Genomic DNA, 21,856 nt, shown 5'->3' on the forward strand with positions numbered 1-21,856 from the left:
ATTTATACTCTTTCTGATGACAAGCCATCACAACAAAATAAATACGCTACTAAGATTATATTTCATTGGCCTATTGGGGCTATTGGCCATCAATTGCAGCACTTCAACCCCTGAAAAACGTTTATTTGAACTCGTAGATTCGGAATACAGCAATATCGACTTTGAGAACAGGTTGTCAGAAAACGACACCATCAACATCCTTGATTTCGAGTTTATGTTCAATGGGGGCGGTGTGGCTATCGGTGATATCGACAATGACGGTCTACAGGACCTCTATTTTTCAGGCAATCAAGTCTCCGGTAAATTATATCGCAATTTGGGCGACTTCAAATTCAAGGATATTACGGCAGAAGCCAACGTCGTAACCACGGGTTGGTGCAATGGGGTTGCCATGAAGGATATCAACCAAGATGGTTTTTTAGACCTCTACATTAGTCGGGGCGGACCAAGGAATACCCCTGAAGAACAAATGGCCAATCTACTCTTCCTCAATAAGGGGGATGGTACTTTTGTTGAAAGCGCCAACGAATACGGGCTCGCCGATACCGGATATAGCATACAGGCCCTTTTCCTTGATTATGACAAAGATGGAGACAATGATATGTACCTCTTGACCAATGCCCTTGTCGCATACAACAGAAATACCTCTAGACCCAAAATCCTGGATGGGAAGGCTCCTAGCACCGATAGGCTGTACAAAAACAATGGAGACAATACCTTTACGGACATATCCAAGGAAGCGGGTGTAACTATTGAAGGATTTGGACTCGGGGTCTCCGTATGTGACATCAATAAGGATGGTTGGCTCGATATTTATGTATCGAACGATTTCTTGACCAATGACATCCTTTACGTCAACAACGGGGATGGCACATTCTCCGATAAGATCTTCGATTACCTGAAACACCAAAGCTATAACGGTATGGGTCTGAACATTGCCGACATCAATAACGATGCCCAATCAGATATCATTGTTCTCGACATGCTGCCCCAAGACAACAAAAGACTAAAGCAGACCTTAGGGTATTTCAGTTACGATAAACATATGCTCGACACGGAATTCGGCTATATGCCACAGTATGTCCGCAATACACTACAACTGAACAATGGGGATGGCAGCTTTAGTGAGATTGGACAATTGTCGGGTATCAATGCAACGGATTGGAGTTGGTCTCCCCTTATTGCCGATTTTGACAACGACGGTTTCAAGGATGTCTTTATCACCAATGGCTACCGACGGGATGTAACCAATTTGGACTTTATTGTCTACGGTCAAAAACAGGGACCCTTTGGTGACCCGGAAACCATCCGAAAGGATAAACTGCAAAAATTAAATGCCCTGCCCGAAGTCAAATTACACAATTACATATACAAGAATAACGGTGGGGTAGATTTCACGGACAAGTCCTTGGTTTGGGGAATAGACACCCCCAGTTACTCCAACGGTTCAGCTTACGCCGATCTTGATAATGATGGGGATTTGGATTTGGCCATCAATAATATTGATGACAAGGCCCATATTTACAAAAACAACACTATTGAAGCCAATACCGCCATTTCTGGCAACCACTTTATTCAAATTACATTGAAAGGACTACCCAATGTAACAGGGACTGAGGTTTACCTCTACGACCAAAATACCGTGCAATACCAATACCACAACACCGTAAAAGGGTATTTGTCCACCATGGGGGAGAGCCTACATTTCGGTTTGGGCGATACGAAAGAGGTAGATTCATTAACCGTCAAATGGCCCAATGGCAAATGCCAGACCCTTAAAAAGGTTTTGGCCAACCAGACAATCACCCTTGACGTTGCGAATGCAGGAAATTGCAAAAAGAACACCCTTATCCCAACAATATTTCAAGAAATGGTCGGAAAGGGAATCAACTACACCCACAGGGAAGAAAAGCATATTGATTTCAATGAGCAGACAACGTTGATTCAAATGAACTCCAGACTGGGCCCGGGTATTGCAGTCGGGGACATTAATGCTGACGGGATTGAGGACTTTTATGTTGGAGGGGGCAAAGGCCAGAACGGCAGCTTTTTTATACAGCAAAATGATGGTGGCTTTCTTGAAAAACCTTTGTTAAGTGAAGAAACCCACGAAGATATGGGTACCCTTTTGTTCGATATCGATGGCGATGGCGATCTAGATCTTTTAGTAATCAGTGGGGGCGAAAATAGTACTAAATTAAAACAAGGTTATACCGATAGGGTCTACCTCAACGACGGTCAAGCCAATTTTAAGGGGAAGGACTTTTTCACACGACCTGATGCCGGTTCTTTTGTAAAAGCCGGGGATTATGATAAAGATGGTGATTTAGACCTCTTCATTGGCGGAAGGTATGTGAGTGGATCCTATCCATTATCACCCAATAGTTACCTCTTAAAAAACGAAAACGGTCAGTTTCACGATGTTACCCAAGCGGTATTCAATAACGAAAGAAAATTCGGAATGCTCACCGATGCACTTTGGACCGATTTCGATAATGATGGTTGGTTAGACCTAATTATTGTTGCCGAGTTTTCCGAACCCCTCTTTTACAAGAACGATAATGGCAACCTCATCAACGTATCAAAATCCACCGGACTCCAAAATTGTTCAGGATGGTGGAACAGCATCACCTCCGGCGATTTTGACAAAGATGGTGACACTGACTATATCCTAGGTAATCTCGGATTGAACAGTGCATACAAGGCAAGTGCCGAGGAACCCGTTACGATCTATGCCAAGGACTTTGACGCTAACGGTACCATTGACCCTATGATTACCAGTTATCGCCAAGGTAACGAGCACTTAATACACTCCAGGGACGTATTGAACAGTCAGATTGTTGCCATGAAAGGCCGCTTTAGAACATATGAAGCTTATGCCAATGCTCCTTTTGACAGGACCTTCTCAAAAAAAGAATTGAAGGATGCCTATACGCTTAAAGCAACAATGTTGACCAGTATGTATATGGAGAATATGGGGGAAGGCAAGTTTAAAATGAAGGAATTACCCATTGAAGCCCAATATGCCCCAATATTTGGCACATTGGTCGAGGATTTCAATGGCGATGACAACATAGATGTATTGTTAGTCGGCAATCTCTATGCCACCGAAGCCCTCACTGGCGCCTATGACGCACTTTCGGGCCTCTGCCTCTTAGGAGATGGCATTGGTGGGTTTCTACCCGTTAAAGCAACGGAAAGTGGTTTAAAAATAGATGGTGACGCCAAAGGGTTGGTCGAATTGGGGGCCGCAAATGGTGACGCCATTCTTCTAGCAAGCCAGAATTTGGGTGAGTTAAAAGCATATTCGTACACAACCAACAAATTAGTGATGCACCCGAAACCTCGGGAAACACACGCCCTAGTTCACATGAAGGATGGAAGTTCCTATAAAAAAGAATTTGCCTATGGCAGTTCGTATTTAAGCCATACCTCAAGACAGCTAAAAGTAGATAAAACCAAAACTGATTATATTGAATTCTTTTCATTCACGAACCAAACCAGAAAAATTGAGATAGGTGATGATAAATAGATACCCTTTATGTTTGTTTATCCTATGTCTTTTAACAGGATCCTCCTGTAAAAATCCAGACACCTTGTTCACTGCGCTTAAATCGACCGATACCCATATCGATTTTTCAAATGAGATTCAAGAAAACGAGGAACATAACATCCTTAATTTCATGAATATTTATGCTGGGGCCGGCGTTGGTGTTGGCGACATCAACAACGATGGCCTTACCGACATTTTCTTTGCGGGCAACATCGTTCCTGACCGATTGTATGTGAACAAGGGTGGTTTCAATTTCGAAGATATTACAGCGCGTTCAGGAATCAACAACAAGGGATGGTCTACGGGTGTATGTATGGCAGACATCAACCAAGATGGTTGGTTGGATATTTATGTTGCCGTTTCAGGCGGTGCGGAATCCCCTGAAAAAGCCAATAAGCTGTACATCAATCAAAAAAACAATACGTTCACCGAGGAGGGTGAAAGCTATGGACTTGCTGACACCAGCCAATCTACGCATGCTGCATTTTTTGATTATGACAGGGATGGTGACCTCGACATGTTTTTGATCATTAATCCTGTGGATTACACCATGTCATCCGTAAACACCATACGTGCCAGAAAATTGAACGGCGAATCAAATAGTACCGACAAGCTCTATAGAAACAATGGGGACAGCACCTTTACCGATGTTTCTGCCGAATCGGGAATTCTGATCGAAGGGTATAGTCTCGGCCTCGGCATCAGTGACATCGATAACGATGGCTGGCCGGATGTCTATGTATCCAACGATTTCCTTACCAATGACATTTTATATCGAAATAATGGGGATGGCACTTTTTCGGATGTTTCCAACACCTATTTCAAACACACCAGTTTTGCCGGTATGGGCAACGATATAGCCGATTACAATAACGATGGCTTGGCCGATATTCTCGTTTTGGATATGCTTCCCGAGGATCATAAACGCCAAAAGACCATTATTCCAGCGAGCAATTTCGATAAATTCCAAATGACGCTTAACAAGGGATATACTGCCCAATACACACGAAATACCCTGCAGCTCAATAACGGCAACAATTCCTTCAGTGAAATAGGGCAATTCGCAGGGATCAGCCAAACGGACTGGAGTTGGAGTGTACTCTTGGCAGACTATGACAATGACGGACTTAAGGATGCTTTTATCACCAATGGTTTCAGGAGGGATATTGGGGACATGGATTATATCAACTACCAACAGGAATCATCGAATCCGTTCGGTTCTGAAAAAGCAAGAAGGGAAAGAAAACTACAAACCATAAAAGAGTTGCCAAGTGCCTCTGTCAAAAATTATTTTTACAAAAACAATGGTGATTTCACCTTTACGAACACGACAACAGATTGGGGTATTGAACATGCCAATTTATCCAACGGTTCCGCTTTTGCTGATTTTGACAACGATGGAGACCTGGATTTGGTAGTGAACAACATCAATGAAAAGGCCAGTATACTGCAAAACAATAGCGAGAAAAACCAATCCCGTTACTTAAAACTAAAACTCATTGGCAAAAAAGGAAACAGGGATGGTATCGGAACAAAAATCACCGTACATACCAATGGGGACAACCAGTACTATCAACACTTCCTCTCCAGGGGTTACGAATCCAGTGTAGACCAAATTGTGCATTTTGGCTTGGGGAAAACAAAAATCGATAGCATTACAATTGTATGGCCCGATCAAAATACGCAGGTTCTAAAGGACGTCAAGGAAAATCAAATGTTGACCGTCGAATACGCCAAAGGAATAATCGGGGCGAATCACGTTGAAGCCCATTTGACAAATACGCTCCTCAAAGAAATTACGGATTCCTTGAAAATTGACTTTGAACATAAGGAAAACAGCTTTGTCGATTTTAAGGTACAGCTTCTGTTGCCCCACATGCATTCTAAAAACGGTCCAAAAATGACCAAGGGCGATATTAATGGGGATGGGTTGCAAGACTTTTATATCGGTGGCAGTAAAGGTTATAGTGGAGTGTTCTTTGTTCAAGGACCAGAAGGAGGCTTTAAAGAACAACCCCTTAATTTGGATATACAATCAGAGGATATGGGTTCACTCCTATTCGATGCGGACAATGACGGGGATAACGACCTCTATGTTGTTAGTGGTGGAAGTGAATTCAAAAAACAAAACCCTTGGTACCAAGACCGTTTATATCTGAACGACGGCCATGGTAATTTCACGAAAGATGAAAGTGCCCTGCCCAAAATTGAAGCTTCAGGCTCTATAGTCAGGCCTTTTGATTTTGACGGGGACAATGATCTAGATCTTTTTGTAGGTGGCAGGTTGGTCCCCGGTGAATACCCTACCGTACCCCGAAGTTTTGTATTGAGGAACCAAAATGGAAAGTTTCAGGATATTACCCAAGAATTGAACCCGGAATTGTCCAACATCGGTATGGTAACCGACGCCATATGGGAAGATTATGACCAGGATGGGGAAACCGACCTTATTGTCGTCGGGGAATTCATGAACATTACCGTATTCAAAAACACCGATGGCAAACTAGAGAACGTCACAAAAAGTACAGGCCTTTCCGATACCTCTGGATGGTGGAATTGTATTAAATCAGCAGATATCGATGGTGATGGCGACATGGACTTCTTTGCTGGAAACCTCGGCACCAACAGTCGATACAAAGCCTCAATCTCGGAACCCCTATGCATTTATGCCAAGGACTATGACAAAAACAACAGCATCGACCCTATAATGTGTTATTATATCCAAGGTAAAAATTATATAGCACACCCACGTGACCTATTGGTTGGTCAAATCGCTTCGATGCGCGGACGGTTTGCCACCTTCGGGTCCTACGCCGAAGTAGAATTCGAAGATGCCTTTTTGCCTAAAGAATTGGAAAACGCATTAATTGTAAAAGCTATGGAATTTCAAAGTCTCTATCTTGAAAACCTTGGTGATGGCACATTCAAAACCAGGGCCCTACCCCCAATGGCCCAAATTGCACCCATAAACGATATGGCCTTCATTGACGCAGATAAAGACGGACAATTAGATGTACTCATCGTTGGCAATAATTATTCAGGGGATTCAGCCATTGGCAACCATGATGCCATGATAGGACTCCTTTTGAAAGGGGATGGCAAGGGTGGTTTCAGCTCCGTCCCTGTTACGAAAAGTGGTTTTTATGTCCATAGTGACGCCAAGGACATCCAACAGTTGAAAATGGGTGATGGCCGCGAAGTGATTTTGGTGGGTAGCAATTCTAGTGCCCTAAGAGCTTTTTCTTATGTTCATTAGAATAAAAAACATATATTTTGTAAATAATAAGTTTTTGAAAGTTATTATACTTTCATATATTTACCTTTACCAAATAAAACCATTATTGCATTTGTAGCTGTAAATACATCATCCTAGATTTTCAAAAATGAAACGTAGATCATTTATCACCAAAAGTGCCTCAGCAGGTTTACTTGTCGGCATTCCTTGGTCAAAACCCCAAGACCATATACCACCACACAATTGGGACGGTTATGATTTTGGTCCACCACCTACAATTGAAAACAGAATGAATCAAGGTCCGTTTTCAACGTATGGACCTTCAGCTACCGCTCCTGGTGCCGATGTGGTAATGGTAACCACACCTGCCAAAAAACCCATCAGCAATTATGGTAAGGGTTTCGTGACTTACGTCTGTGATGAAGTTGGCCCTCCGAAAACAAAAGGGGAAACATTACGGGAATCAATTGAAAAACTAGCCAAATTCCCTTTGGGCGACGTACTATATATTCGAGTTGATTGGCGTGACATTCAAAAAGAGCCCAATAAGTTGGAATTCCCGGATCATTGGCACCTAACGTTTGAAATGGCCAAGAAATACGGCAAGCGCGTAGCCTTTAGAATACAACTGATGAGCCCCGTGATTGAACCGGAGTCCATGCCCGATTTTTTAATCGGAAAAGTACCCATGGTAAAACTGGGCACGACCGATGAAATCGGTATTCCGAATAAAGTACACTACGCACCAAGGTACGACCATCCCGAATTCATGAAGGCCTTTAAAAAAATGGACGATCTTTTATCGGCAATCTACAATGGTCACGAACTGGTTGAATATGTAGATACCTGTATGTATGGTTTTTGGGGGGAAGGACATTCATGGCCGTTTAACGGTAACCCATTTCCAGACAATCATACGGCCGAAAAGACCTTTGTTGAGATATTCGAATACCAAGCGGCCAACTGGACAAAAACCCCTTTGGTGACCAATACCCAACCTGATTATAACGATGTTGGCAATGCTGAAGTATTGGATAGAACCATTCGTTCGTTCAATTGGTTGCGTACGGATACCATTTTTATAGAGCCCTCGCAAATAGACGCCTTGAGCAACCGCCCCCCTTGGATAGGAGCCACAATAGAGCAAGGAATCCGAACCGAGCAAGAAAACAATACATCCGAAATTGAGGGTATTACCCGAAATGAGAACATCATTTCCCATATCAAGGATGTAAGCCCCAACTATTTCTCCCTTTGGAACTGGCATAATATCGCCCTGGGGAACCTTCTCGGTTATTACGAAAAACATCCTGAACCGTTAGACGAATTGGCTATGGTCTTGGGATATAATGTACGGCCTTCCTGGATATGGCATTTTGAGAAAGAAGGATATCCCGGATTGATTCTAGGCTTGGTGAACGATGGGGTATGTGGCGTTCCCGGAGCATTGTATATTTCGGTGCTGGACAATGATGGTAATTTAATTACCACAGGAAGTATTGACCCTGGATACCCGATACCTGGAAAAGTTAGGCAGGCATCCTTCCTTCTACCTAAAGGAACGGTCTGGAAAAACTTGCGAATAAAAGCAGAAATAGAGGTAAAAGGGGTACGCCATCAAATAAAATGGGCTTGTGAACAAAAGCTCGAGGAAGATGGAACCCTTCGTTTAAAACAAAATTTATAACCAAATAACCAACGCTACAATGAAATCAAAACCATGGCTTATATACGCACTGACAACCACTCTTTTCTGGGGAGTTTGGGGAGCTTTTACAGGTTTACCAGCAGAAAATGGATTTCCCGAGACCTTAGTATATTGTGTTTGGGCACTAACGATGATACCTCCCGCCCTATTTGTCTTATACCGTGTCAATTGGAAATTACAGTACGACAAAAAATCTATTTTTTATGGTTGCCTGATCGGCCTTTTAGGCGCTGGTGGACAAATGGTGCTTTTTCATGCCGTAACTGTCGGTCCCACTTATTTGATTTTTCCGATCATCTCACTATCCCCCATTATCACCGTAGTACTATCCTATTTCTTTTTGAAGGAAAGAACCGGACCCAAAGGAACTATTGGTATTATACTCGCTATTCTGGCATTGCCCTTATTTGAATACTCTACAGGTAATGAATCCGAGGGGTATGGGGTATCATGGTTTATTTTGGCCATTTTGGTCCTAGCGGCATGGGGTATTCAGGCTTACTTTATGAAGTTTGCCAACAAGAGCATGAACGCGGAGAGTATATTTTTCTACATGACCATAACAGGGTTACTGATAATTCCCGTAGCCTTATTTATGACCGATTTTTCCCAAGAAATCAATTGGGGAGCCAATGGCCCCTGGTTGGCTGCTGGTATACAGGTGCTGAACGCCGTAGGTGCGCTTTGTCTGGTTTTTGCATTCAGGTATGGCAAAGCAATGGTGGTATCCCCATTGACCAATGCGGGTGCCCCACTGATTACCGCTATTATTTCCATGGTCCTATTGAATTTTGTACCCAACACCATTAAGATCATCGGTATTGTTTTTGCAATCATCGCAGCCTTTTTGTTGGCTATTGACCCTGAGGAAGAAGAAACCGAATAAATTTTAAACGAGCCTCGTTAACGAATTGTTTAGGACATGGAAGATAAAAATTCCTCTGTCATGACCTCCCATATCAAAATATGGCCGGTAAAAATGTCAAAATATCCCTTATGGAACTTAAAAAATCGAACTTAAGAGTCTTACTCTACTTGGTATTCATAATCGCGTTACAAAGTTGTGCCGATCAAGACCAATCAGTTATTACGTATTCCTTCGAAAACGAAATCCATCATTTCAATAATCAGGAAATCCTTCTTGAAATAGACAATAAGATGAAGATCATACCATCTTATAAAACGAAAAACACCATACTGTCTGTGGTAGTGGATGATTCCCTTCCGAACGACTACCTATTCATCGAAGGCAATCCTATTTCAGATTTCAATGTTACCAAAAAGGAATTGACAGAAGTCAATACTGAATTTGGAACAGGAAAAAGATTGAAATTGTATGGGGAATACAAAGGCTTGGTGAATCATAAGTCCTTGGCCATTCAAAAGGTTTTGACGATTGAGCTCTATGAAGACTTCCCAAACTCCGTAATCACGTATGTGGCATACACTAATTCATCAAAAACACCAATAACCATTGACAAGCTTGTAGAAACACAATATACACTTAATCGCAAGTTGGTGAATCCTTCTAAAAAGAATTATGATTTTGCGCTTTTTCAAGGGTGTGGTGTGGATTGGGGCCTTGATTATGCCCATATAGAAATGACCCCTACCTATGCAGCAACCAATTTTATGGGTGTTGAAGTAGCTAGTCGGGATCCCTCCGGGGGTGGAATCCCCTTATTGGATTTATGGGGTAAGGAAATGGGGATGTCTATCGCCCATATCTCGAAGAAACCTGAATTTGTAAGTATGCCCATCAAGACCTTAAAGAATGGGAATATTCAATATGCCATTGAAGAAGCACATTCCGCACAAAATGGTACGATCGTATTAGATAGTGAAGATACGTACACAACGATTAAAAACGCGGTGACAGTCCATAACCTGGATTATTTCGATGCCTTAAGGCGTTATGCCGAATTTTTGAATGCACAAGGTATCAAGACATTCAAGAAAACCCCTGACGATGTTCCTGACACCTACTGGAAAACCTGGGGTTATGAGTTGGACTTTAAGGTCAAGGACATTTATGCAAAGGTTCCTGAATTTAAGGAACTAGGTATTGAAATGGTGGTATTGGACGATGGTTGGTTTTCCAACTACGGGGACTGGGAGCCTAGTACGGACAAACACAAATTCCCAGAAGGCAGGAAAGACCTCATTGCATTCGTCAATAACATGCATAAAGAAGACTTAAAAGTTGGTGTTTGGTGGTGTCCGCTATCGGTAGAGCCCGATACCGAAGTGGCCAAAGCGAATCCTGATTGGCTTATGCTCCAAAAAAATGGGGAACCTTATATAATGGAAGAGCCAACATCTTACTATCTCTGTCCGGATTATCAACCCGTACTTGAGTTTTGGGAACAACAAGTAGAAAAAATCTATGTGACATTTGATTTGGATTTTATTTATAATGATTGGGCGAATCTTATTGAAGTCCCTCCATGTTACAATCCAAAGCACAAACACAAAAGCCCTTTATCCCCCTACTGGAATATGCCGGAGCAGTTTAAAATAATCTATGACAAGGCCCAATCCATAAAACCTGGGTGTGCCGTTGAAATGTGTGAATGCGGACGTCCCCATGACCCTTACAAAATGCCCTTTTACAATATAACGAATGCTTCGGACGCAACCAGTAAAAAACAAGTACGCGAAAAATTAAAAGTGGAAAAGGCCCTTAACGGATCTAGTGTTTATTTTAACCCTGGTTATATTCTTCCCCATAGGGAAGAAGGATGGAATTATGACCCATGTGAAATTGACGAATGTGTTGCCATGGGAGGATATTTTGAAACATATTACACTGAAATATCCCCAGAAAAGAAGGAAGAATGGAAAAAATGGTTGAAAATATATCGGGAGGAGGAAATTTACAAAGGTGAATATCTCAATCTTTATGACATAGCCAATGATTATCCTGAATTTCATGTCACAAAAAAGGAAAATACCTTGTATTACTTTGCCCCAGGGCCTTTTAAAGGAAAAGTAACGTTGCGTGGTTTAAAGGGCAGTACCACCTATACCATAAAAGACCTTGGCACAGACAAAACCATTGCGACAATTGATGGATCGGTTGCAAATGTCAATATTAGTACAGAAAACGATATCTATCTAAAGGTTACACCATTGACCAAATAAACTGGCTGCAACCTCCCTTTAACGCTATACACCAAAAAACCGGGGTTGGATCCAACCCCGGTTTTTTGGTGTATTGATGCTGAAGTCACCTTATTCCAATACATTGAAGGAAAATCAAGGGAATACCTTCCAATGATAATACCTCCTAAGCAATAATCACCTTTATATTGGCATCCTGCAATTGCACAAGAACCTCTTTACTGATATTGGCATCGGTAACAATAATATTGATTTTATTTGTAGGGCATATAAATGCGAGACTCCTTCGGTTGAATTTACTGGAATCAGCCACCAAAATAACATCCTTGGCAATATCTATCATAATCTGGTTCAATGAGGCCTCCTCAATATTGGGGGTAAATGCCCCCTGCTTAATATCGAGTCCGTCTACACCTAGAAATACCTTATCCACATAAAAATTACGAAGGTTTTTTTCAGCCAAAGGCCCAACCAAGGAATGTGAGTTCTTTCTCAATGTTCCTCCTGGAACAATAATATTAATGTTTTGGGCGTGAATTAACTGATTGGCAATATTAAAGGCGTTGGTGATCACATTAATAGCTTTTTCAGCATCCAGATGCTTGGCGACCTCCATAGTCGTAGTTCCTGAATCCAAAATAATGGTCTCACCCTCCTTAATAAGGGAGGCCGCTTTTTTCCCTATTTCAATTTTTTCGGCATAATGTATTTTATCCTTTTCAGAGAGTTGATAATCGGCACTTACGGAGTTATCGTATTTCATTGCACCACCCCGTGCACGAATCAATAGCTTCTTGGATTCAAAAAGTTCAAGATCGTTTCGAATGGTAACCTCACTAACGTTGAATTGCTCACTGAGTTCATGAACGAACACCTGTCCGTTTATATCGAGAAGATTCAATATTTTCTTACGACGCTCAACAGTTGAACGTTTTGTTTTGCTTTTATCCATTGGCTTTCTTCATAAATTAACAATCTAAAATAACATTTTGATTTGGTATTTAACAAAAATAAGGAAGTAATCTTATGATTTAATACATAATAATGTTTCGTAATTTAAATAATAAGATTTGAAAGTTTAAATAAGTTTAATAACTTTGTGTGAAATGTTCTGAAAGAATATAAGCATTTGAAATAACGACTTACCAAATGAAATATCTAAATATTGCCGAAAGTGCACTGATCGACTTAAAAGCCATTGATACGGCAAGAGAGATACAAGGCCAACCCGAACTATGGGAAGCCATTTACAATAATATATGTTCTGAGCGTGAATCTATCTCCTCGTTTCTTGACAATGTTTATCCAATTGCAAAAAAGATAATCCTAACAGGCGCAGGAACAAGTGCTTATATCGGTTTTTCATTAGAAGGCATTATACAGCGTACTACCAAAATAACAACAGTCCCAGTGGCCACGACACACCTTGTTTCCCACCCACAGGACTATTTTGAGCCGGATACTCCCACCCTACTCATCTCATTTGCGAGATCGGGCAACAGTCCCGAAAGTGTAGCCGCGGTTGAACTTGCCGACAAACATTGTAATGATTGTTATCATTTAATCATTACGTGCAATACCGACGGGGACCTGGCAAAACATTCATTTAAAAAAAATGGATATGTTTTTTACCTGCCACCAGAAGCAAATGACAAAAGTTTGGCCATGACCGGAAGTTACTCGGGTATGCTCCTATCAGCACTCTTGATCAATGACATCAAGAATATTACATCATTGCACAGTACCGTGGATAAGGTCTGTGAATACGGAACCTCCTTACTTACGGAATTCCTCCCTACCATTAAGAAAACGGCAGAACTACCTTTCGACAGGGCCGTTTTCCTCGGATCTGGCCCACAATATGGTACAGCCATGGAATCCCATTTAAAATTACAGGAACTAAGCGATGGACAGATTATTTGCAAGAACGACTCCTATTTAGGCTTTCGACACGGACCAAAGGCAGTTGTCAATAACAAAACATTACTCGTTTATTATTTTTCCAATAACGAGGATGTTTACCGGTATGAGAAAGATTTGGTTGCAGCCATGGATGAAGGCAAAACACCATTATTTCAAATGGGTATCGCTGAAAAAATGCGAGCCGATCTGGATTTGGATGCGCTAATCGTACTTTCCAAGGATGGCAACCACATAGAGGAGCCCTATCTTTCGGTGTGCAATATTATTTTAGGTCAACTATTGGGCTTTTTCAAATCCATGGACTTAGGTTTGAATCCGGATTCACCTTCCTTGAGCGGTGCAATATCCAGGGTTGTAAAAGGAGTTACTATTTACTAACCCCCTATAACCATTCTATTTAGGGTAATTGACTTACCCCCTGATTAAGGGGGTTCACTGAAGTTCAATCGAACAACTCTTCCTAAGTCAATTTGACTTTAGGCAAGAGTTGGTTTACATCCTTTAATTTCAAGATGCCCAAATCCTCATTCAAACAGTTGGCTGCCCCACAGGCCACCCCATATTTAGCGATTTCTTGAAGCGACATTCCCTTGAATACCGCATTGGCGATTCCTGCCGTTAGGCAATCCCCGCTCCCCACGGTACTCTTTACTTCGTTTATAACCACATTGGCGTGTACGGATTGTTCATCGGTGTGTAGAAAGAGTCCTTCCTTCCCCTTGGTAATGGCAATTAGTGAAACCCTATTCCTTAACTGGTTGCGTATTTCCATGTGGTCTTTGGTCCCAAAAGTACTTAGTGCCTCATGTTCATTGATATGCAGTCCGAAAAAAGTCGTCTTCAAGGCATTTTCCAACTGTATGCCCGAACAATCCAAAATGGCCTTCCTTCCTTCCTTATTGCAGATTTCCAACAACTGAAGATAAGCATTCTCTGGGGCACCCTTTGGCCACGAGCCGGAAAGACAGACTAAATCGCTCGCCTGTACCGCTACTTGAAATTCCAAAAGAAACTGATTCCATTCCCCGGTAGTCATTTCAGGACCGGGCTCCAACAACTCCGTATTATCCAATGCTTTGTCCGTGGACCTGAAGGTATAGCATTTTCGATTGTTTCCCTTTAGTTGATTACCCAGTATTTGGACATTACTAAGTTGCGGGGCATTTTTGATCCATTCCCCATTATTCCCCGCCCAATTGGCAAAAAGCGATACAGGATTACCCAGTTCTTTCAGGGCCATCGCGACATGGACACCCTTCCCTCCCGGAAATTCATCTAGCCGATCAATACGATTTGACTGACCTATTTCAAAGCTTTGCAACCATGCATAGGTATCAATTGACGGATTTGGACAGACTGAAAGCACCATATGGATATATTTTAATTAACCTTTAAAAACTTCGTAACTATTGTATATTACAAAGTAATTGAAAGTATATGAAATATTAAAACTTTCATAACATTTTTATTTTAGACCATTTACCCATGAACGCCCTGTGAATAAACTTAAAACATATCATGGCCAAAGACTCCTAAACCCAGTAAGGAACAAAACAATATGGATTTTCAAAAAGACAACCCCTATTTAAAGGCCATATCATTCCACCGTAATTCTTGCTTAAAGCGATAGAGATCGGTTTTTTCATCAATCAACAAAAATTCAATGCCGAATATATCCGCAAAATCCTCCAACTGTCCTGCACTGAGGTTTTCACTATAGCAAGTATGATGTGCCCCACCTCCGTAGATCCATGCAGAAGCGGCTATTTCGAGATTTGGATCGGGACTCCATAACACCCTTGCTACCGGTAATTGTGGCATATCATTTTCAATGGATATCGCATTAACGGTATTGACCAACATCCTAAAACGGTTACCCATGTCGATAACCGAAGCGTTCAAGGCTTTGCCGGCACCACCATTGAACACCAAACGGGCAGGATCTTCCTTGCCCCCAATACCCAACGGATGTACTTCCACCCTAATTTCCCCCTGGGCGATCGAAGGACATATTTCCAACATATGGGAACCCAATACGGCAGCATTGGAGGGGTCAAAATGATAGGTATAATCTTCCATAAAACTATTGCCTCCATCCAGACCTGCGGCCATAACTTTCATACTTCGCACCAGTGCAGCGGTTTTCCAATCCCCTTCCGCACCAAATCCAAAACCACTCGCCATTAAACGCTGTGTGGCGATTCCCGGCAGTTGTTTCATTCCATGTAAATCCTCGAACGTATCGGTATAGGCGGTAAAACCACCTTCATGCATAAAAGCACGCATACCCAACTCTATTTTTGCCGCATCTCTTAGGGATTGGTGCAATGGACCATCTTTCTGTACCTTTTGGGCCAAGGTATAACTATCGGTATATTCTTGGATCAAAACATCCACTTCGGCATCCGTAATTTGGTTTACAAAAGCAACCAAATCACCTACTCCATACCCATTTACCTCGTACCCGAACTGCATTTGGGCGGAAACCTTATTCCCTTCGGTAACGGCCACCTGCCTCATATTGTCTCCTATTCTGGCCACCTTCATCTTTTTGGAATCAGCTACGGCACAGGCTACCCTGCACCATGCATCCACTTGTTTTTGTACCGAATCGTTCTGCCAATGCCCTACGACCACCTTTCGGCCCATCCGCATTCTAGACGCCATAAACCCAAACTCCCTTCCGCCGTGCGCGGATTGGTTCAAATTCATAAAATCCATATTTATACCATCCCAAGGAATATCGCGATTAAATTGGGTATGCAGATGTAAAAAAGGTTTTGATAATGCCTGCAACCCGGCAATCCACATTTTTGCAGGCGAGAAAGTGTGCATCCAAGCGATCAATCCCACACAGTTATCCGTATTATTGGCTTCCTTACAGACTTGAAGTATTTCTTCCGCCGTTTTCACGGTAGGCTTCCAAACAACATTGACCACTATGTCCTTATTTTCATTGTAGGATTTAGCGATTTTCTTAGAATGCTCCGCAACTTCCTGTAAGGTTTCCGGTCCGTAAAGATGTTGGCTACCTGTTACAAACCAAACTTCATACCTATTTAAATCTATCATGCTGTTTTTTATTTTATAAGCTCAATGTGCTAAAGGATATCATTATATAAATCACGATAATGACCACCACAACCGACGCGATAATATCCCATATGTTATAACTTGATTTATTGGTTTCCTTTTGCTCCTTGGTAATCGAACCAAATGTGAGTCCGGCCAACTGTGCCTGTGAGGGAGCTGGATAAAACATACTTACGATTACAGCGATTGCTATACACAGGGCAAAGAAATAGGCGCCGAATACCAACCAATTGATATCGGCCAGATTAAAAAGGAAACTTCCTTCAGCAAAACTCGATTGTACTATTTCAAGGGTCAATTTTAGAAATCCGATAATAAAACCACCGACTAAAGTAGCGATTGCCCCATTTGAATTAATCCGTTTATAGAAAATACCCAATAAAAATACCGCTGCAATTGGAGGAGAGATATACGCCTGCACATTTTGAAGATATTCATACAATCCATCAGACAGTTTCGTTATGATCGGAATCCACAACAACCCTAGGCCCACAACAAAAAAGGTAGCGATACGCCCGGTTTTCACTAATTCCGCTTCTGGTTTATTGGGCTTAAGTTTTTTATAGATGTCCAGGGTAAATAGGGTGGAACAGGAGTTAAAGACAGATGCCAAGGAACTCATCAGGGCCGCCAACAATCCGGCAGCAACCAATCCACGAAGGCCGGAAGGCATTAAATTACTCATTAAGACCGGGAAGGCTTGATCTGGGCTATCCCAGTCCAATTTTCCCTGCATTTTCAACCCTAAGGCGACTACCCCGGGAATCAGGAAAAGAAATACCGGCATTAATTTCAATAGGGCCCCAAAGATACTGCCTCGTCGGCCTTCCTTGATATTCCTGGCTGTAAGTACCCGTTGAACAATGACCTGATCGGTACACCAATACCAAACCCCCACAACCGTACTTGTAATGAATAATGGCAACCACGGATAATCGGGATCTGAATTCGGTCTCCACATATTAAAATAATCAGGGCCGATGGTTGCCTTCAATTCACTCCATCCCCCAACGGCATCCAATCCTAAAACGGTTAAAATACCCGCACCCAGCACCAAGACTACGGCCTGAATGGTTTCGGTATACACCACGGCACGCATTCCTCCCAAAACGGTGTACAACCCAGTGAGTACGACGGTGGCAACGGCCCCAATCCAAAACGGAATTCCCAAAAGCGCAGAGACCACTACACCCCCGGCATAAATCGTTACCGAAACTTTGGTTAGGATATAAGCGATCAATGAGACGACGGAAAGCACCCATCGGGAACGGGCATCAAAACGTTTTTCAAGGAATTCAGGCATGGTAAACACACCGCTACGGGCATAAAATGGCAAAAAGACCCAGCCCAACATCAAGACCAACCAGGCATGCAATTCGTATATCAAAAGCGGCATTTTGTCCCCTGCCCCATTACCCGCCAAACCTACAACGTGTTCGGATCCGATATTGGAAGCAAAGATCGAGGCCCCAACCATAAACCAACCAATATTACGTCCTGCCAAAAAATAATCTTCGGTATTTTTTTGCTTCTGCATAATAACCCACCATGCAACGCCCAATAGAATAATAAAATAAGCCGCAATTACCACCCAATCGAGTGTATCCAATGATTTCATATGCTTTTAGTTTAGTTGATTCGTACTATTCCGTTTGGCCATAATAGGCATCCTTGCCGTGCTTTCGCTCAAAATGTTTCTTTTTCAACGCAGTCTTCAAGGGTGCGGCACTCGGATTGATCTGCAAGGTCAAATAGGCCATTTTTGCCACTTCCTCACATACTGCACTATGATATACCGCCTTAGCAACGGTTTCCCCCCAGGTAAACGGGGCATGGCTGCCAACTAGGATCATACCTAATTCGTTGTAATCGATATCGCGTTCCTTAAGGCAATCTATGATCTGATAACCTGTCATATACTCATAGTCCCCTTGTATGTATTCGTCTTTCATGGGTGGGGCACATGGGATATCGGATATCAGATGATCGGCATGGGTAGTCCCGAAAATAGGAACATCCTTAATGGCTTGGGCCCATGCGGTACCGTAGGTGGAATGGGTATGGACAACCCCTCCTATCTTTTCCCATTCCTTATACAAAACAGCATGAGTCTTGGTATCGGAAGAAGGTCTCATTTTACCTTCGATGACCTTAGCATCAAAATCACAGATGACCATATCACCGACTTTCAATTCGGCATAAGGCACACCACTAGGTTTTATGGCAAACACCCCTTTGTCCCGATCTACAGCACTGGCATTTCCAAAGGTAAAAAGCACCAATCCCAATTCGGGAAGCTGCATATTGGCCTCATAGGCCTCTTCTTTTAATCTTTTATAATTACCCATTGGCCCTAACTTGATTCATGATGTGTTTTTCCATTGTGTCACTAAGCGCCTTGTATTCTTCATAAACCGATGAATAAGCGTTTGCACGGTTACCGTCCGGTTCATATACAATTTCAAACGGACTACCCATTATTTCCATGGCCTCAGGAACATCGGGGTATGCCTTGGCCGCGACGGCACCGAATATCGCCGCACCCAAAGCACAGGATTGCTCGGACGCCACCACTTTAATCGGCATATTGAGTACATCGGCCATCATTTGCATGATAAAGGGAGACTTTTTGGCTACTCCGCCCAGTGCTACCACTCCTTTGATCGGTATTCCTTCGGATAAAAACCGGTCTACGATCTTCTTTGCCCCAAAACAGGATGCCTCTACCAAGGCCCGAAAGACTTTCGGGGCAGTACTGCCCAAATTGATTCCGGCGATAACGCCTTTTAAATTCTGATTGGCATCCGGGGTACGTCTTCCGTTCATCCAATCAAGGGCCAATTCACCGGCAGCTCCAATAGGTTCCTTTGAAGCGGCTTCACTTAAATCTGGAATAAGGCGATCCATTGCTTCTTGGATCAATTTCCCCTTAGTGGCTTCATCAATCAAACTTGAAGCACCTAAAATTTCTTTTATGGGCCAAGCCAAAAGCCTTTCAAACCATGCATAAATATCACCAAAAGCAGACTGGCCAGCCTCCAACCCCAACATATTGGGTATGACCGAACCGTCGACCTGACCACAGATTCCCTTGACCAATTTTTCTTCCCCTTCCATCGGTGCAACGAGAATATCACAGGTTGAAGTACCCATGATCTTCGTTAAATAGTAGGGTTCCGATTTAGCCCCTACTGCCCCCATGTGCGCATCAAACGCCCCGACCGAAACTACAACCGATTCGGACAACCCAAGTCGTTTCGCCCATTCGGGACTTAAGGTCCCTACGGGAACATCGGAAGTATAGGTCTTTTCATATAACCGATCTCGCAATCCATCCAACAAAGGATCCAAGGTTGCAAAAAAGTCATTCGAGGGCAAGCCCCCAAAAGACTCATGCCACAATGCCTTATGGCCAGCAGCGCATCGGCTACGTTTCATTTCCCGAACATCGGTTCCACCCGTTAATAAAAAAGGGATCCAATCGCAATGTTCTACCCACGAATAAGCGGCCTCATGAACAGCCTTATCTTGTCTAGAGACATGTAAAATCTTGGACCAAAACCACTCCGAAGAATAGATACCCCCTTCATATTGGGCATAATCCACCTCCCATTTTTTACATAAATCATTAATCTCCTTGGCTTCCCTGATACCCGTGTGGTCTTTCCAAAGGACAAACATGGCGTTGGGGTTATCCTCAAAATTTTTCAGCAAAGCCAAAGGAGTTCCTGTTTCATCCACCGGGGCTGGTGTTGAACCTGTGGTATCAACACCGATACCAATAATATTCTTTGCGATATCATGACCCACTTCGTTTATGATATCCTTAATGGTGCTTTCGACACCTGCAATATAATCCAAGGGATGCTGTCTAAATTGATTTTTTGAGGGCCTACAGAACTTCCCTTCCTTCCATCTAATGTAATAATGAACGGCTGTGGCGATTTCCTCACCAGTCTTTGTGTTGACCAACAACGCCCGGACTGAATCCGAGCCGAAATCCAATCCCAGGCTATAAGTAATTATGGGCATAATCAATGAATTTAAATAGAAGATGCTGATTGAAACACCTCCCTAAAATATTTAAAGCAATATAGTATAATTATAAGTGTTATAAAAACACTTATTTATCAGATGTTAAAATTCGTGTCGCGATCGTACTTTTTTTCGTCAAACTGATAATAATACGCGCCCTTTCTAGAGCCAGACATGTCCTTTTCATCCAATTTGACCAAGAAATCCATTGTATTCAACTTTTTTCTAAAATTTCGCTTATCGAGTTCTTCCCCCAAAATACCCTCGTATAATTTTTGCAATTGAGGCAAGGTAAACTTTTTAGGAAGCAGATTAAACACAATAGGAACAGTCCGAACCCTTCTTCTCAAACGGTTTAAGGCCGAAACTATCATTTGTTTATGGTCAAAAATCAGATTTGGAAGATCATCTATGGAAAACCATCTAGCCCTGTATTGCGCTATGAGTTCCGCTTTGTACCGCTCTTTCAATATCAAGGCGCTATACGTGGTTGAAACTACCCGCTCATAAGGATCGCGATCAGCCTTACCAAAGGTGCGTACCTGTTCCATATACACATCCTCGAGTCCAGATAAATCATGAAGTATACGGTGGGCCGCCGCATCGAGATCCTCCCTATTCCCAACAAAACCACCCATCAAGGACCAACGTTCTTTCTCGGGTTCAAAACCTCGATGGATGAGCAACACTTCCAATTGGTTGTTATTAAAACCAAATATTATGCAATCAACAGCAAGGGTAATCTGCTGAACTTCCTTATAGGCCCTATCCATTTCACCCATTACTACAAATTGAAATTACAAGTATCCAAATATAAACAAAACCAATTAGGTGTTAAGTTAACACTTATTTCTTTATGGCAACCCATCCCAACCGTTACCCAAACCGACCACATAATGGGTACATATGGTACTCGAGGGGATCCTTTCACGCAAATGACTTCCCATAGGCGAAAAATATAGCACCTGTGCACCCCCATTTCCTAAACCATTCATTATAAATGTGTTGCACATACCATACCCTTACCAATCACCCCTTCTCCAAAATATAAACAAGAACGGTAAACCGATATTTTTGCATTTTTTAACTTTTTGTATTTTGTTGAATTTATATTTTTATTCAAAATTTGAAATAGCGATACCATGCAATTTAATGAACATGAAGACGACTTTTCGCCCGCGTTTTC

Annotated in this window: 13 protein-coding genes; 6 read left to right on the forward strand and 7 right to left on the reverse strand. The window is 42.3% G+C overall.

The genetic code is table 11. The annotated features are described in order from the left end of the window. The first annotated feature begins 16 nt into the window (after positions 1–16). From LX92_RS13440 to LX92_RS13460, 5 genes are all read left to right on the forward strand, one after another. The gene (locus tag LX92_RS13440) at positions 17–3,532 is read left to right on the forward strand and encodes a VCBS repeat-containing protein (protein ID WP_109651459.1); all 3,516 of its coding nucleotides are present in this window, start codon (positions 17–19) and stop codon (positions 3,530–3,532) included. Beyond that, positions 3,522–6,809 carry a VCBS repeat-containing protein gene (locus LX92_RS13445; RefSeq protein WP_109651461.1) on the forward strand — a complete coding sequence of 1,096 codons (3,288 nt, stop codon included), beginning with the start codon at positions 3,522–3,524 and terminating at the stop codon, positions 6,807–6,809. The genes LX92_RS13440 and LX92_RS13445 overlap by 11 nt, the downstream gene beginning before the upstream one ends. A gap of 127 nt (positions 6,810–6,936) precedes the next feature. After that, a complete protein-coding gene (locus tag LX92_RS13450) occupies positions 6,937–8,475 on the forward strand; it encodes a hypothetical protein (protein WP_170117849.1) in 1,539 nt (512 codons plus the stop codon). A gap of 19 nt (positions 8,476–8,494) precedes the next feature. After that, the gene (locus tag LX92_RS13455; RefSeq protein WP_109651463.1) at positions 8,495–9,382 is read left to right on the forward strand and encodes a DMT family transporter; all 888 of its coding nucleotides are present in this window, start codon (positions 8,495–8,497) and stop codon (positions 9,380–9,382) included. A 110-nt stretch (positions 9,383–9,492) separates the two neighbouring features. After that, complete coding sequence (locus LX92_RS13460; RefSeq protein WP_170117850.1) at positions 9,493–11,640, forward strand: alpha-galactosidase; 2,148 nt, start codon at positions 9,493–9,495, stop codon at positions 11,638–11,640. 145 nt (positions 11,641–11,785) lie between these two features. Here the strand turns inward: LX92_RS13460 and agaR are convergent, their stop codons facing one another. Next, a complete protein-coding gene (gene agaR, locus LX92_RS13465) occupies positions 11,786–12,571 on the reverse strand; it encodes a transcriptional repressor AgaR (RefSeq protein ID WP_109651468.1) in 786 nt (261 codons plus the stop codon). 197 nt (positions 12,572–12,768) lie between these two features. On the opposite strand from agaR, the gene LX92_RS13470 reads away from it, so the two are divergent. Continuing rightward, positions 12,769–13,920, forward strand: coding sequence for an SIS domain-containing protein (locus tag LX92_RS13470; protein ID WP_109651470.1), 1,152 nt, complete (start codon positions 12,769–12,771; stop codon positions 13,918–13,920). Between the two features lie 82 nt (positions 13,921–14,002). Here the strand turns inward: LX92_RS13470 and LX92_RS13475 are convergent, their stop codons facing one another. The 6 genes from LX92_RS13475 to LX92_RS13500 form a co-directional block, all read right to left on the reverse strand. Beyond that, positions 14,003–14,911, reverse strand: a complete 909-nt coding sequence (locus LX92_RS13475; protein ID WP_109651472.1) for a 1-phosphofructokinase family hexose kinase — start codon at positions 14,909–14,911, stop codon at positions 14,003–14,005. Positions 14,912–15,123: 212 nt separating this feature from the next. Next, a complete protein-coding gene (gene araA, locus LX92_RS13480; RefSeq protein WP_109651474.1) occupies positions 15,124–16,614 on the reverse strand; it encodes an L-arabinose isomerase in 1,491 nt (496 codons plus the stop codon). 13 nt (positions 16,615–16,627) lie between these two features. Continuing rightward, positions 16,628–18,253: a sodium:solute symporter gene (locus LX92_RS13485; protein WP_109651476.1), complete on the reverse strand. Its 1,626-nt coding sequence runs from the start codon at positions 18,251–18,253 to the stop codon at positions 16,628–16,630. Between the two features lie 25 nt (positions 18,254–18,278). Next, entirely contained in the window at positions 18,279–18,983 is a 705-nt protein-coding gene (locus LX92_RS13490; protein ID WP_109651478.1) for an L-ribulose-5-phosphate 4-epimerase, read from the reverse strand. Beyond that, positions 18,976–20,667: a ribulokinase gene (locus LX92_RS13495; RefSeq protein WP_109651479.1), complete on the reverse strand. Its 1,692-nt coding sequence runs from the start codon at positions 20,665–20,667 to the stop codon at positions 18,976–18,978. Before LX92_RS13495 ends, LX92_RS13490 begins: the two co-directional genes overlap by 8 nt. Positions 20,668–20,765: 98 nt before the next feature. Continuing rightward, positions 20,766–21,452, reverse strand: a complete 687-nt coding sequence (locus tag LX92_RS13500) for an NUDIX hydrolase (protein ID WP_394340346.1) — start codon at positions 21,450–21,452, stop codon at positions 20,766–20,768. Positions 21,453–21,856 lie beyond the last annotated feature (404 nt).

Origin of the sequence: Maribacter polysiphoniae, from assembly GCF_003148665.1 — a bacterium.
Taxonomy (GTDB): Bacteria; Bacteroidota; Bacteroidia; order Flavobacteriales; family Flavobacteriaceae; genus Maribacter_A; species Maribacter_A polysiphoniae.

Bases quoted from the DNA above. Each gene is read 5' to 3' on its own strand.
- LX92_RS13440 (WP_109651459.1), top strand. From the start codon at position 17: ATGACAAGCCATCACAACAAAATAAATACGCTACTAAGATTATATTTC.
- LX92_RS13445 (WP_109651461.1), top strand. From the start codon at position 3,522: ATGATAAATAGATACCCTTTATGTTTGTTTATCCTATGTCTTTTAACA.
- LX92_RS13450 (WP_170117849.1), top strand. From the start codon at position 6,937: ATGAAACGTAGATCATTTATCACCAAAAGTGCCTCAGCAGGTTTACTT.
- LX92_RS13455 (WP_109651463.1), top strand. From the start codon at position 8,495: ATGAAATCAAAACCATGGCTTATATACGCACTGACAACCACTCTTTTC.
- LX92_RS13460 (WP_170117850.1), top strand. From the start codon at position 9,493: ATGGAACTTAAAAAATCGAACTTAAGAGTCTTACTCTACTTGGTATTC.
- agaR (WP_109651468.1), bottom strand. From the start codon at position 12,571: ATGGATAAAAGCAAAACAAAACGTTCAACTGTTGAGCGTCGTAAGAAA.
- LX92_RS13470 (WP_109651470.1), top strand. From the start codon at position 12,769: ATGAAATATCTAAATATTGCCGAAAGTGCACTGATCGACTTAAAAGCC.
- LX92_RS13475 (WP_109651472.1), bottom strand. From the start codon at position 14,911: ATGGTGCTTTCAGTCTGTCCAAATCCGTCAATTGATACCTATGCATGG.
- araA (WP_109651474.1), bottom strand. From the start codon at position 16,614: ATGATAGATTTAAATAGGTATGAAGTTTGGTTTGTAACAGGTAGCCAA.
- LX92_RS13485 (WP_109651476.1), bottom strand. From the start codon at position 18,253: ATGAAATCATTGGATACACTCGATTGGGTGGTAATTGCGGCTTATTTT.
- LX92_RS13490 (WP_109651478.1), bottom strand. From the start codon at position 18,983: ATGGGTAATTATAAAAGATTAAAAGAAGAGGCCTATGAGGCCAATATG.
- LX92_RS13495 (WP_109651479.1), bottom strand. From the start codon at position 20,667: ATGCCCATAATTACTTATAGCCTGGGATTGGATTTCGGCTCGGATTCA.
- LX92_RS13500 (WP_394340346.1), bottom strand. From the start codon at position 21,452: ATGGGTGAAATGGATAGGGCCTATAAGGAAGTTCAGCAGATTACCCTT.